Source organism: Streptosporangium carneum (genome assembly GCF_027922005.1).
Lineage (GTDB): Bacteria > Actinomycetota > Actinomycetes > Streptosporangiales > Streptosporangiaceae > Streptosporangium > Streptosporangium carneum.
Window position 1 is genome coordinate 48048 of the sequence record NZ_BSEV01000015.1, and the last position, 12408, is coordinate 60455.

12 protein-coding genes and 2 pseudogenes are annotated in these 12408 nt (G+C 67.7%); 4 read left to right on the forward strand and 10 right to left on the reverse strand.

The features are described 5' to 3' along the window. The first annotated feature begins 2 nt into the window (after positions 1-2). Positions 3-209, forward strand: a complete 207-nt coding sequence (locus tag PKF00_RS45305) for a DUF8825 domain-containing protein (RefSeq protein ID WP_344924964.1) — start codon at positions 3-5, stop codon at positions 207-209. A 24-nt stretch (positions 210-233) separates the two neighbouring features. Here PKF00_RS45305 and PKF00_RS27510 read toward each other — a convergent pair whose 3' ends face one another. From PKF00_RS27510 to PKF00_RS27525, 4 genes are all read right to left on the reverse strand, one after another. Beyond that, positions 234-488 (reverse strand): hypothetical protein, encoded by a 255-nt coding sequence (locus tag PKF00_RS27510; RefSeq protein WP_271220550.1) that lies wholly within the window; start codon positions 486-488, stop codon positions 234-236. 1174 nt (positions 489-1662) lie between these two features. Next, complete coding sequence (locus PKF00_RS27515; RefSeq protein ID WP_271220551.1) at positions 1663-1827, reverse strand: hypothetical protein; 165 nt, start codon at positions 1825-1827, stop codon at positions 1663-1665. A gap of 422 nt (positions 1828-2249) precedes the next feature. Then, on the reverse strand, positions 2250-4196 hold the full coding sequence (locus PKF00_RS27520; protein WP_271220552.1) for an NACHT domain-containing protein: 1947 nt from the start codon (positions 4194-4196) through the stop codon (positions 2250-2252). Continuing rightward, entirely contained in the window at positions 4151-4480 is a 330-nt protein-coding gene (locus PKF00_RS27525; protein ID WP_271220553.1) for a hypothetical protein, read from the reverse strand. The genes PKF00_RS27520 and PKF00_RS27525 overlap by 46 nt, the downstream gene beginning before the upstream one ends. A 271-nt stretch (positions 4481-4751) precedes the next feature. On the opposite strand from PKF00_RS27525, the gene PKF00_RS27530 reads away from it, so the two are divergent. Continuing rightward, entirely contained in the window at positions 4752-4931 is a 180-nt protein-coding gene (locus PKF00_RS27530) for a hypothetical protein (protein ID WP_271220554.1), read from the forward strand. Between the two features lie 171 nt (positions 4932-5102). On the opposite strand, the pseudogene PKF00_RS27535 reads toward PKF00_RS27530, so the two are convergent. From PKF00_RS27535 to PKF00_RS27550, 4 genes and pseudogenes are all read right to left on the reverse strand, one after another. Next, positions 5103-5726, reverse strand: a pseudogene (locus PKF00_RS27535) (hypothetical protein); the annotation flags it as partial. A gap of 28 nt (positions 5727-5754) precedes the next feature. Continuing rightward, positions 5755-6570 (reverse strand): annotated as a pseudogene (locus PKF00_RS27540) (IS5 family transposase). A 149-nt stretch (positions 6571-6719) separates the two neighbouring features. After that, the gene (locus PKF00_RS27545; RefSeq protein ID WP_271220556.1) at positions 6720-6884 is read right to left on the reverse strand and encodes a hypothetical protein; all 165 of its coding nucleotides are present in this window, start codon (positions 6882-6884) and stop codon (positions 6720-6722) included. Between the two features lie 734 nt (positions 6885-7618). Then, entirely contained in the window at positions 7619-8662 is a 1044-nt protein-coding gene (locus tag PKF00_RS27550) for a saccharopine dehydrogenase NADP-binding domain-containing protein (RefSeq protein ID WP_271220557.1), read from the reverse strand. A gap of 101 nt (positions 8663-8763) precedes the next feature. Here PKF00_RS27550 and PKF00_RS27555 point away from each other — a divergent pair, with 101 nt between their 5' ends. Then, the gene (locus PKF00_RS27555; RefSeq protein WP_271220558.1) at positions 8764-9711 is read left to right on the forward strand and encodes a helix-turn-helix domain-containing protein; all 948 of its coding nucleotides are present in this window, start codon (positions 8764-8766) and stop codon (positions 9709-9711) included. 814 nt (positions 9712-10525) lie between these two features. On the opposite strand, the gene PKF00_RS27560 is transcribed toward PKF00_RS27555, so the two are convergent. After that, positions 10526-10768, reverse strand: coding sequence for a hypothetical protein (locus PKF00_RS27560; protein ID WP_271220559.1), 243 nt, complete (start codon positions 10766-10768; stop codon positions 10526-10528). Between the two features lie 223 nt (positions 10769-10991). Continuing rightward, positions 10992-11204 (reverse strand): hypothetical protein, encoded by a 213-nt coding sequence (locus tag PKF00_RS27565; RefSeq protein WP_271220560.1) that lies wholly within the window; start codon positions 11202-11204, stop codon positions 10992-10994. A 233-nt stretch (positions 11205-11437) separates the two neighbouring features. Here PKF00_RS27565 and PKF00_RS27570 point away from each other — a divergent pair, with 233 nt between their 5' ends. Next, a complete protein-coding gene (locus PKF00_RS27570; protein ID WP_271220561.1) occupies positions 11438-12277 on the forward strand; it encodes an alpha/beta fold hydrolase in 840 nt (279 codons plus the stop codon). Positions 12278-12408: the final 131 nt, after the last annotated feature.

Here is a 12408-nt window from a genome sequence, read left to right on the forward strand (position 1 = left end):
TGGTGAATAGGATCGCCCCAAACCGCACGCCCGGGGGAGATCCGCCATGTCCGACTATCGAGTTCCCAGACGACCTGATCGCCGCGCAGCAGGCCTATTGGGAGGCCGGCGCCCGGGTGCAGGAGGTGACGGACGCTCTGCCGTCGTCGGTCGCGGTGCTGGCGGGGGAGGCGGAGGTCACGGAGGAGCAGCGGGCCGCTGAAGCATGATCGCAGCCCGCGACGCCCGCCGGTTCAGTCGATGGAGACGGCCTTGAAGTAGTAGCCGCCCGAGCCGCTCCAGCACTGGGTGACCCAGACGTGCGCCCCATAGCGCTGGATGATGTGATCCCGATCCGCCTGGCACTGCTCCAAGGTGGAGAAGGGGCCGCGCGTGACCGACGGGGGAGGGTCGCCCGCGAGGGCGGCGGCGGGCGCTGCGCCAGCCAGGACGGCGGTGCCCAGCGCCGCTGCGAGCAGGGCTGCGGCTGACAGTCGGCGGACCTTCATGGTGACTCCTTACGGCTGGGTGGGAGGACACCTTCAGATGAGCACCGATCGGCGAGGGTGGGGAGCTCGCATTTCCTCATATTTCGGCCACATGGTTTGAGGTTCGTGGCTGTTTCGCCGGACCTGAACAGTGGGGCGCATCGCACATCCTGTGGCGAGGTGAGCAGCGGAACCGGCATGGGGCGTGGATGGCGCTGCAGAAGGCTGCCAAGGAGTGACCGCAGCCCCGGACACCCGTTCGCCTACTGGCTCAGAAGCCAGCGAGGAAGTAGAAACCGGGAGGAGTCTCGCTACTGTACTCGCAAGGGTCGGCGAATAGGACGGGGTCGTGCGTGAGGACGTATTGCCGCGCTTCCTCGCACTTTCTATAGGTGGCGTAGGGGCCTGCCCACACTATGGTCTGAGCAGTGGCGGAGCTGACCTGAGCGGTGGCGGAAGCGGGTGTGGCGCCGGTCAGGGCGGCGGTGCCCAGTGCTGCCGCGAGTAGGACGGCGGCGGGTAATCGACGGATCTTCACGAAGGTCTCCTCGTGGCTGGGGTAGGAGGACACTTTCAAATGAGCACCGATCGGCGAGGCCGGGGAACTCTCGGTTTCCCGTGTTTCGGTTGCATGGCGTGCCGTTCGCAGGCTGTTTCGCCTAGCCTGGACAGCCTCGCTCTCCCTAGGCGGACGGCCTTGCAGAAGGCTGCCCGGAAGGAGAGCTGACCGGGCGCGTCCCGCATTGGTGGCCGAGGCGCGCCCGTGTGACTTCATCCGTCGGGCACTTGAAGAGCCCAGACGCTCCCCGACTGGAAGCAGGTGTACCAGGACCAGGGCCCATGCTCGCCAGCGTAGGCGCAGGACGCGTAGCTGGGGTAGTAGCCGGCGATGTACGCGAATGAGGCCGCAGTGGGTGTGGCTGCGGCGGTTGGTGCGGCGCTGGCGAGGGCGGCGGTGCCCAGCGCCGCTGCGAGCAGGGCTGCGGCGGGCAATCGACGGATCTTCATGGTGACTCCTCACGGTCGGGTGGGAGGACACCTCAAGGTGACCACCGATCGTCGGGGGTGGGGAGCTCCCGGTTTCTCATATTTCGGCTGCATGGCGTGCCGTCCGCAAGCTGTTTCGCCGGGCCTGAACAACAGGACGCCCCGCTCGCCCTCCTGCGTGGAGGGCGAACGGGGCGTTTTCGCTGTGTTAGACGCGCTTCCAGCGCCATTGGCCGTTGGGGTACTGGCTGCACTTGTAGCGCCGGTTGGTGACCTTGGCGTAGCCGTACCGGTTGTGGGCCGCGGCCGGGCAGTACACGCCGGGCGTGATGCATGACCAATGGGTGCCGGACCGCTGGTAGGTGCAGGTCACGCTCGCGACGGAGGTGCTGCCCTGGACGCTGGCGGCGGCGGGCAGAGCCGCGGCCGGTGCGAGTACGGCGGCGACGAGACTGGCGGAGACGATGAGACGTCTGAGTAAGGGACGCTCCCGGGATCAGGTGAGTGAACACCAGGAAGACGGCCGCTTTCTGCGGAGGGTTGGCGGGCGGGAACGTCCTCATCCGGGCAGTAACGCTGACCCCATTCCGGCGATTACCGCCGCTACGCATGGCGGGGTGTCGTTAAGGGGTGTGTCACCAGGCGCCGGCGATCATGTTGACCCTGGTGACAACTTTCGCAGCCCCGCTGGGGTTTACTTGCAGAATGCTGACTCTGGCCCGCGGGTCCGGCCCGCTGAACTGGGCTAACGCAATCACGTGTACTTGCTGGCAGTTTCACTACCGGCCCTCCTCGTCACACGTGACCGGCATCTCGGTCATCGCTGTGGCGACCACTTTCGCTTTCTGCCGGCCTGACCGCGTGCAGGGGGGCCGACGCGGCGAGGTGATCGTGTAGTTCGGCGTGGCGGAACTGGTAGAGCGGACCGACAGTGCGCAGCAGCCCAAGGCGGTGCATGTCATCGAGGAACGGGATCAGCCTGCGGGGCAGACGGGTCTGGGTCAATAAGGCGATCTTGCAGACCAGCCACGCGTGATGACGCCCGGATGCCACTCCTGCGACGAACCCGCCGGTGAGCCCGAACCCGATGCCGAGCACGAGTCCGATCTTGACCATATATCCAGTACTGCCGCCCTGAAGGAGGTTTATCACGCCTAAGTACCCGAAGACCGAGACACTGAACGCGAACGCGGCCGCGAGAATACGAGCGAGGGTGAGGTTCCTGTCAGCTCTCCAGGCCGACGAAGCACTGGTCGCGGAATCGAGCGGGGTGGGGTGTTCCATCTGCCCAACCCACGCGGAGAACATGATCGCGGCCGCGCCCGTGATGCCAAGCATGAGGAAAGCAAACGAAGCCAATATGGCCATGGGCTGTGTTATTGGCAAACGCAGAGTAAGGGCTGAAAGCAGGAATCCCGCGACTATGACTCCCAACCTGAGCCCGATATCCCGGAGGGAGGGAGTGCGGATCACGGCAAGCCGCCCACCGGACTGAAATCCTGGGACCTCATCGAACCAGCCTCTAGTCTTGACCCAAACTAAGATCCAGGCGGTGAGCCCGAGCACACCTCCGACGGTCGCGGCGCTCCTTAGCGAAAATGATTCGCCGGTCAGGAAGGTTAGGAAGGCGGCCAGGGTAGCGCCGGTTAGGCCCACCGCGAACCCGGCCGTGGCCCCGATCGCCGCCGTCAGAAGGCGGCGCCGTGCGGGAGAGGTGGTGTAGCGGGCAATGTTCCACCAGGCCAGGTCCCGGGTGTGGTTGCGGGCGAGTGCCTGGGCCAGGTGGCTGAGCCAGGTACATGCTTGATCGGGGTTCCATGATTGGCGAGGGCGGAAGGGATCGCCGGGGTCGCTGGTGGGGGGCCGGGCTCGGATGAGGGCGTCAATGAGGTGATCCAGCAGATAGCGGCGCAAGGCTTTGGGGGCGTTGCCCAGGTGGCCGAGCAGCGGAGCGGGGTCGGCGTTGGGCAGGATGTAGACCATGCGGATCAGCCACAAGCCCAGCGGGGTGGTGGTCACTGAGGACAGTGCCGGAGCCGATCCCGAGCGGATGGCCGCCAGGACGGGTCCCCAGTCGTAGCGGCGTGCGGGCGGCAGGCAGGTTTGCAGGTAGGTGGCGGCGATGGGCGGGGTGAGCGCGGCCGGGGCGATGACGGCCGCAGCCGTCACCACGTCTCCCACGCTCTGAACGGCAGCGGCGAACTCGGTCGTGCGGCTGGTCAAGATCAGTTGATCACCCTCCATCAGCGAATCGTTCAACGCCCGGATGACCTGTGCCCGGGCCGAAGCGGGTAGCTCGTCCAGGCCATCGAGAACGGGCAGGATGTGCCCTTGCTCGGCGAGCATTCTGGGGGCGGCGTCACCGCCATACTCGGCGGCGCACAGCGTCGCGTAGTCGACGGCAAGCTGCGCCGCCAGCCACTCGTCCAAGCGTCGGTAACGGGCGGTGTCCCAGCTGGCGATCGACAGCATCACGGGAACCGGTTCTGCGTGGCTGCGGCTGTCGAGGAGTTCCCGCAGCAGTTGCACGGCCAAGGTCGTCTTGCCGGTGCCCGGGCCGCCTGTGATGATCAGGCGGCGGCTACACAGGCCGCGAAACTGCCCGGCCAAGGCGCGTATGTCGTTGGCGTTGCCGGCGAAGGCGAGTTCCTGGGCCGCGATCAGGTGCGGGTGGTCCATCAGCGCGCGTTTGCCGGTCAAATGCCAGGCGACCGGGATCGGCTGCGGGCCTCTTCTTTCCATTGCTGCTGCACTAGGTCCGCCAGCGCCGCCTTGGCAGCGGTGATCATCGTGTCGGTCGGGACGGCCAGAGGCGGCTGACGGCGCAAGGCCCACTTGAACAGGGTGATCGCGACTCCGGTCAGGGTGACCACCGCGACCATCATGCCCGCCAAGTCCGTAATTTCGGGCTTCTTTCTCAGATCAGCCCAGTCGATGGCCCTTTTGACGATCAAGGCAAGCACGATGGCGAGCAGCGCGAGGGCGACGATCCGCCAGCGTCGCCGACCCCTTTCGGTGAGGGGCATGCCCCTTACCTCCTTCGGTCTTCGCGGCGCGGCTCGGAGGCTCCCGGCAAGAGCGCAGGGCTCCGCCCTCAAGCCAGCCTCCTTTGATGTCAATCCTCTCCCGTAGCTACGTCGATGGCTTTTGAGAGCGATCTTCATTGCACGGGTCTTTACAGAGGTTTCGGAAGAAGAAGAGCCTGCGGTGCTGCGCAACTATCCGTCGGTCGCGGCAACCTTGCCTGCGCTTACGATTCAGCGGAACGACGAGGGCGCTTTGTGTCGTGCTGACGGCATGGAGATGGACGTGACCCTGTACGGCGGGCCGCTGGACGGCATGGTGCTGCCCGCGCAGCCGATCACGAGCGACCCGGGGGCGTACATGGTTGTTCCTGGCTCGGTGGCCCGGGCGGTCTACGAGCCGACCTTGGGCGGGGATCCGGCGGTGTGGCGGTACCGGGGCGACATCGGCTGACGGCTGTGCGGGCGGGGCCCCGGCTCCCCTCGCCGGAGTCGGGGCCGGACCGGTCAGCCGCGGACCAGGGCCTCGGCTTCGTGGTGGAGTGCCTCGACGAGCAGCTCTAGGCGCAGCTGCTCGTCCACCAGGTCGTCGGGCAAAGCTTTTGAAGAGGGGGCGGCTGCCGTTCTATGACGCCGCAGCGGCAGCGAGGGTGAGCATTTTCTCGCGACCCAGTCGGCCGTTGTAAGACGTGATGATGTGTGCGGCCAAGGGGGTTGAGCGGGAGGACGAACCTTCGCCGCCCGTGCTGCCTGGGATGGCGACACTCTTCCAACGACCGACCGACTGCTTCTCCAGCGTCTTAACCAGGCGCCTGTAGTCGATCCGGTCCCAATTCTCATGGATGACCATGCTCAGAGCGCGCAGCATCATGTTGTCCCAGCTGGCGGCTTCGCGCCCCCATGCCCTTTCTGCCGTCTGTAGCACCTTCACCACCAGGCCGTCGCGCCGTGTGCCGATCGCCATGAGCGCCTGTACGGCACCGACTCGGTTGGTCGACGTGCCGGGGGCAACCTCTAGACCGCAGCTCTGGACCTCTCGGCGCACCCGTGTAGCCAGCGGGTCCTTCGCGGTGATTGCGACGTTGAAGTTGTCGTAGGGCTTGACCGGCTTACGATCTTGGTTGGCTGCCAAGAACAGGCGAGCTTCCATCTCGATGTCGAGGCCTTCGTAGACCATGCAGTCACGGAGGAAGCTCATGCCTTCCTTCTCCTGGGCGACCTTGGTGCTGTGCTGGCCGTCGATGAGGTAGTACTTCTCGTCAGCCCGCTTAGAACTGCTAACGCAATGAGCTGAGGCGGCGCCGGCAGATCAAGGCGCAGCCGAGGCTGAGGAAGGCTTCGTGGATGTCGGCGCGCACCTCCCAGCGGATACGCAGTCGACGGAAGTGGTGCAACAAGGCAAAGGCCTGCTCGACGACCCAGCGGTGTTTGCCCAGGCCGGAGCCGTGCTCGGTGCCGCGTCGGGCGATCAGCGGGCGAATGCCCAAGCCGCGGACCTGCTTGCGGTACTTGTCGTGGTCGTAGCCGCGGTCGGCGAGGACGACATCGGGGCGCCGACGCGGCCGGCCGCGCTTGCCGCGCACCGGTGGGACGGCCTCCAGAAGCGGTATCAGCTGGATGACGTCGCCCGCGGTTGCCGTCAGTCACAATCGCTGCCAGCGGGATGCCGGTGGCGTCGCTGATCAGGTGGTGCTTGCTGCCGGATCGTCCCCGATCGACCGGCGACGGGCCGGTCTGCGCCCCCCTTTTAGGGCTCTGACGTGGGAGGAGTCCACCGAAGCCCGGGAGAAGTCGATCGCTCCTGCCGCGCGCAGCCGGGCCAGGGGCACCTCGTGCAGGCGCTGCCAGACACCGGCCTTGTGCCACTCGTTCAGCCGCCGCCAGCACGTCATGCCCGAGCCGTACCCGAGTTCCTGCGGCAGGTGTTCCCAGGAGATCCGGGTGTGCAGCACGAACAGCACACCCTGCAGGGCCAGGCGGTCATCCAGCCGTTTTCGCCCTGGCCAGCGGGCTCGCCGCTGGTGTTTGGGCAGCAGGGGCTCGATGATCGCCCACAGCTCGTCGCCGACCTCCCACGGCTTCAGCCGCGCCAACCCGCTCACCTCTCCCGCTGTCGTTACAGCGAGAGATCAAACCACAACGGAGATCATTCTGTTAGGAGCTATTAGTGGGCTCACTGCGAGGACGGCTCGGCTCCGCGGCGGTCTGCTGCCCGGCAGCGTCTGGGGCTTGCTGCGGGGCTTCAGTGAGGTCCGCAGTCATTCCCTACCTCCAGGCAGATGGAGTGTGTGCCGTCGTCGTTGGGAGTCAGGTAGACGACGCGGGCACTGCCGTACTGGGCGCGGACCTCGAGCAGTTCTTGGGCGAGGTAGGCGCTGGAACCGGTGCGATAGATGAACCCATTCATCCCGCCTCACCGCCCGGCGCGTGTCCGTTCACGGTCGCCGTCGCGGTGGTCCGGCGGGAACGGGGGGAGGCCTCGGCAAGAACCCGCTTGGCCTCTGTGGGGGACACCGGGGGGCCGTCCTCGGGGAAGGACCATCCGGCCTCGGCGAGTTCCCGTTTGGCTTCCAGGATTCGGTCGTAGCCCCACGCCTTGGAGAAACGGAATTCGTCCTGGGAGCGGTGTTCAGTGGTGGTTACTGGTCACCGACTGGATGGCGGAGTCTGCGTGTCGGCAGGTCGCGAGCGCGCAGCGGCGCAGGAGCAGTCGGTGCGTCGGGTGCCTGGACTCGGTGCCGAGGAGTTCGGGCAACCAGTGGCCGAGAATCCCCAGCGTTCAAAGAGGGGGCGAGGGCGACAGTTGGCGGTCGCTCGATTGGGCGGCGCTCGTGCATCGCGATGATCTTCTGAACGTGTGCCGACGTGAACCGATACTGGCGCCCTAGCCGTAGGTGGGGGATGAGCTGACGACGGCACCGCTTTTCGATCCAGTAGACCGTCAGGCCGAGGAGTTCGGCGAGTTGGTGTTTGTCGATGACCTGCGCACCGCTACCCGCATCCTGCGTGGACGCGCGAAACCAGGACGCGGTGCGGCAAACCGAGGGGACGGCGTCCGGCAGAACCGGTGGGAGCAAGCGATGGATCTTCCTGCTCACCGACCGCGCTGACCAGAGGGCGGATCCCGGCACGGGGCGCCGGTCAGCCATGTGTGTCGAGCGGGACGTGCAGCGAGAGGTGCGAGGACAGGGCGCGCAGGAAGTCCGGGGCGTCGAAGACCGCGCCCGCGGAGGCGACGCCGGTGGTCCTGGTCCGGCCGGTGAGGACGCGGTCGACGGCCTCCGCCGCGAGCGGCGCGCTGATGGCGTAGATGTCCTGACCGGCGGCGGCCACGCGGCGTTCCGTGCCGCCGGAGCGGACAAGGACGTCGACGACGAAGGTCTGCGCGGAGCGGCCGCGCTCGTCGACGGCGGCCGGTGCCGAGGCGCCGGGAGCGGACAGGTCCGCGGCCGCCTTGGCGGTCATGTAGGTGCGCACCTCGGGGACGGCCAGGTGACTGGGAACGGTGACCACGTCGGCCATGGTGAACTCTCCGATGACGCTCTGAGGGCCGAGCGGAGCAGGGAAGGGCCACTCCAGGGTCGGCAGAGCGTCGTCGTGGTACTCCAGCCGTCCGCCGGTGTAGCGGACACGGCGGCCACCCCGTCGCCGCCCGGAGACCACGCCCGAGGCGAGCGTTCCGGCAGTGGGGTGCCAGCTGCTCAGGCCGTAGGCGACGTGCGCCTCGTCCGCCGCCGTCCAGTCGCCCATCGCGGTGGTGACCAACAGGTCGCCGAGGCCGCCGAAGAAGGCCATCGCCGGGACCACCACGGTGCCCGCGGCGCGGGCGCGCCCCGCGAAGCGCGCGAACGTGTCAAGGTTCGCCTCGATCTCGGCGGCCACGTCGACATACGGGATGCCTGCGCGCAGCGCGGCCTCGACCAGCGGGGCGGCGGTCGTGGCGAAGGGCCCGGCGCAGTTGATCACGGCGGCCGCCCCGCTCAGGGCGCGGTCGAGCGAGGCCGGATCGTCGGCTGAGGCCTGCCACGCCTCGAGTCCCGGATGGGCCTGCGCCAGCGCCAGCAGCTTGTCCTGGTCGCGCCCGAGAAGCAATGGGACGTACCCACGCTCGCGCAACTCCGCGACCACGAACCGCCCGGTGTGCCCGTAGGCGCCGAACACCGCCACGTTCCGACCCGATCCCATGCCTGCTCCCACGTGCTCGACGTTGTCCACGGCGGAAATCCTGTCCTGTCGGCCCGGCGATGCCCAGTGTCCGAAACGACATGATGCGTACAATTCCCGACATGAACTCTGCCCCGCGTTCCGTCGCGGTCGCCACTACCGACGGAATGCTGCACTTCGAGCTGGCCCTGGCCTACGAGGTCTTCGGCTCCGCCCCGGCCGCCCTGCCGGACCCCTGGTACGACGTCAGGGTGTGCGGCACGCGGGCCGTCCGGGTCGGCCGGTTCCTGCTGGAGCCGGACTGCGGGCTCGACCGGCTGGCGCACGCCGACACCGTGATCGTCCCCGCCCTGGCGGACGTCGGCGAGGACCCGCCGGCCGACCTGGTCGAGGCGGTGCGCGCGGCCCACGAGTCGGGCGCGCGGATGGTCTCCCTGTGCACAGGCGCGTTCGTGCTCGCCGCCGCAGGCCTGCTGGACGGGCTGTACGCGACCACGCACTGGGCCCACACCGAGGAACTGGCCGCCCGCTACCCCCGGGTGAAGGTCGACCCGGACGTGCTCTACGTCGACAACGGCAGCGTGCTCACCTCCGCGGGCAAGGCCGCGGCGATGGACCTGTGCCTGCATCTGGTCCGCCGCGACCACGGCTCGGCGATCGCCAACGTGGTCGCCCGCCGCCTGGTCGTGCCGCCCCACCGGGCCGGCGGCCAGGCCCAGTTCGTCACCACACCGGTGCCCGCCCAGGACGGCCATCCCCTGGCCGAGCTGCTCCCCTGGGTGATGCGGCGGCTGGACCAGCCGCTCACCGTGGAGGACCTGGCCCGCCAGGCGAACATGAGCTCGCGCCACCTGGCCCGCCACTTCCGCTCGGTAACCGGCACCACTCCGCTGCAGTGGCTGCTGACGCAGCGGATCCGCCGCGCGCAGGAGCTGCTGGAGACCACGGACGACAGCGTCGACACCATCGCCTCGGCCGCGGGCATGGGCACGGCGACGACACTGCGCCGCCACTTCCACCGCGCGATCGGCGTCCCGCCGGACGCCTACCGCCGGACGTTCCGGGCGTGAGACCTGCGGTCCTTCTTGGTCGATGACCGGGCGAGGACCTCACCTCGGTCAGCGGACCGATGCCGCCCTGAGGCCATCCAGCGCTCTCCCGCGCCACGCCTGGAAATTCAGGTGTGAAACGTGACGGGAATCGGTAGCGTCGCATGCAGTTCATCGGGCCTGGAGCGGGTGCGGGTCGAAGGACGTCGGTTATCTCTTTGAACCAGACGCTACCGGCGCCCATCCCCATATCCGTGCCTTCTCCCGGCCCGGTGAACTGGTCAGGTCTGGTGTTGACACGGGTCGAAGCATCATCGGTTATCCACTGTTAATGGGGTGGCCGCGAGTTCGATTCTCGCCGCGGACTTCGGTCCGTGTAGCTCAGTCGGCAGAGCACCGAGAAGGCCGGTGGGCGTCCCCACATCCGTGCCGGATCCAGACCTGGTCGTTCGTCGGTCCTGTCGGCGGTGCGGGTCGAATCTTGATCGGTTATCGCCTTCCAAGCGGGTGACGCAGGTTCGAATCCTGCCGGACCCTCAGGGGTTCGTCGTCTAGCGGCCCAGGACGCCTAAACGGCCGGTCGGAGCTCCCACATCCGCACCGTCGACAGGGCTGACGAGCAGGGGAGCGGGTCGAAGTCGGTCGGTCATCGGGAACAGAAGGTCGCACCGCACGAGCGTGGAGGGGCCAGGTCCGGCCCGCCTGGAAGCCCTGGAGGCGCTCGACGCCCACAAGTGGTGGGTGAGCGAAGACCGGCGTGAACGGCGCTCAGGAAAGCCGCCAGGGGTTGACCGGGCACGCCCCGCGCCGGTGGCCGAGGCGCGCCCGTGCGACTTCATCCGGGCACTTGAAGAGCCCAGACGCTCCCCGACTGGAAGCAGGTGTACCAGGGCCACGTGCCGTTTCTCCTGCCCTGCTCGCCGACGTAGGAGCAGGACGCGTAGCTGGGGTAGTAGCCGACGATGTACGCGAATGAGGTCGCGGCGGGGGTGGCCGCGGCGGGTGCGGCGTTGGCCAGCATGCCGGCGCCCAGCGCCGCCGCGAGCAGGGCTGCGGCGGACAGTCGGCGGATCTTCACGGTGGCTCCTCACGGCTGGGAGGGAGGACATCTCAAGGTGACCACCGATTGCCGAGGTCGACGGGCTCACGGTTTCCCATATTTCGGTTGCATGGTCCGGTGAGCGGGACCGCTTTGTGTTGTGCCGGCGGCTTGGAGGGGGACGCGCCTCCGTATGGCGGGCTGCTGGACGGGACGGCGCCGTCCGCTCAGCCGGTGACGGACGATCCCGACGCTGAGAGGCTCAATCCCAGTCGCCCCCGTCCCCGTCCCCGTCGTCATCGCCGTCGGAGCCGCCTGACCCGTAGCCTCCCCACCTGAACTCACCTGTCCCGGTGAAGAGCCCGCATATCGACAGCACCACGGCCAGAATGAATATCCCGGTGACCATGATGATAATCAAAAACACAAATACCCCGAACGGCCCGTCCGGAATTTCTTCCAGAATATCTTCCACGGTGCTCCTGTGCTCGGTAGGCGGACACTTCCAGGGGAGCAACGATTGCGGAGTCTGAGGAGCTCCCGGTTCTCCATATTTCGGCTGCATGGTCCGCGTTTCGCGGCTGTTTCGCCTGGTCTGAACAGCGGAACGCCCGGTCCGCCCTTGGAGCCGAGGTCGTGGACATGGGCGGGATACGCCGACTGCGAACCAGGCCGAGAAGCTGCGATTCGACTCATACGATCTGGGACGTGACGCGGATCGATGGCCTGGCCTATGACAAAGTGGGCGAGGGGCCTGCGGTGGTGCTCATCCACGCGGGGATCGCCGACCGGCGCATGTGGCGACACCAGTGCGGCTCCCTGTCCGATTGTTACCGGGTGATCAGTTACGACTGGCGCGGGTACGGCGAGTCGACCGATCCGGCCGGTGATCTCGTTCACCACGAAGACCTGCTGCGCCTGATGGACGGACTCGGTGTGGAACGGGCCGCGCTGGTGGGCGACTCGATGGGGGGCTCCTACGCGGTGGAGGCGGCCTTGGCGGCTCCGCACCGGGTGGCGGGGCTCGTGCTGATCTCCTCTGGGCTGTCGGGCCACTCATGGCCCGAGGACATGATCGCGCAGGCGCGGGAGCGGGTGCACAGCACCGTTCCCGCCGACAGGCTGGCCCGCTATCGGAGTGGGACGGCGGACAGGGTGCTTCCCGGAGATCTCGACGCCTTCGCCAGGGCGCATGTGCTGTGGCAGGTGGCCGGGCCGGACCGGGGACCGGACGATCTCGATCCGGAGGTGTGGGAGCTGGCGTTCGCGATGACGCGCCGGGTGTTCGAGCGCTCCTGGAGCCGTCGGCCGGTGACCGAGCGGCACCTGTCGGCCAAGGAGCGACTCCACGAGATCACCGCACCCACTCTGGTGATCAACGGACTGGCGGATGTGCCGGGCATCCAGGCGGTGTCGGATCTGCTGACCGATGAGATCGAAGGCGCCCGGCGGCTCGATCTACCGGCAACGGGCCATCTGCCGCCGCTGGAGCGGCCCGCGGAGGTCAACGCGGCGCTCAGCGGTTTCCTCGGCGATCTGAGCTGGTGAGCTTCGACAGCCTGATCCGGCCCATGGGCGAACACGTCACCTTCACCTCGCCTGACCGACCTCTGAGTCGCTCGAACCCTCGGTGACACGGTCAGTACGGCCTTGCCCCCTCCTGGCGCCCCGGTGATCAC

Excerpts from the sequence above, each read along its gene's own strand:
- PKF00_RS27525 (WP_271220553.1), bottom strand. The coding sequence starts at position 4,480 with ATGCCCCTCACCGAAAGGGGTCGGCGACGCTGGCGGATCGTCGCCCTC.
- PKF00_RS27530 (WP_271220554.1), top strand. The coding sequence starts at position 4,752 with ATGGAGATGGACGTGACCCTGTACGGCGGGCCGCTGGACGGCATGGTG.
- PKF00_RS27545 (WP_271220556.1), bottom strand. The coding sequence starts at position 6,884 with ATGAATGGGTTCATCTATCGCACCGGTTCCAGCGCCTACCTCGCCCAA.
- PKF00_RS27555 (WP_271220558.1), top strand. The coding sequence starts at position 8,764 with ATGAACTCTGCCCCGCGTTCCGTCGCGGTCGCCACTACCGACGGAATG.
- PKF00_RS27550 (WP_271220557.1), bottom strand. The coding sequence starts at position 8,662 with ATGGGATCGGGTCGGAACGTGGCGGTGTTCGGCGCCTACGGGCACACC.
- PKF00_RS27520 (WP_271220552.1), bottom strand. The coding sequence starts at position 4,196 with ATGGAAAGAAGAGGCCCGCAGCCGATCCCGGTCGCCTGGCATTTGACC.
- PKF00_RS27510 (WP_271220550.1), bottom strand. The coding sequence starts at position 488 with ATGAAGGTCCGCCGACTGTCAGCCGCAGCCCTGCTCGCAGCGGCGCTG.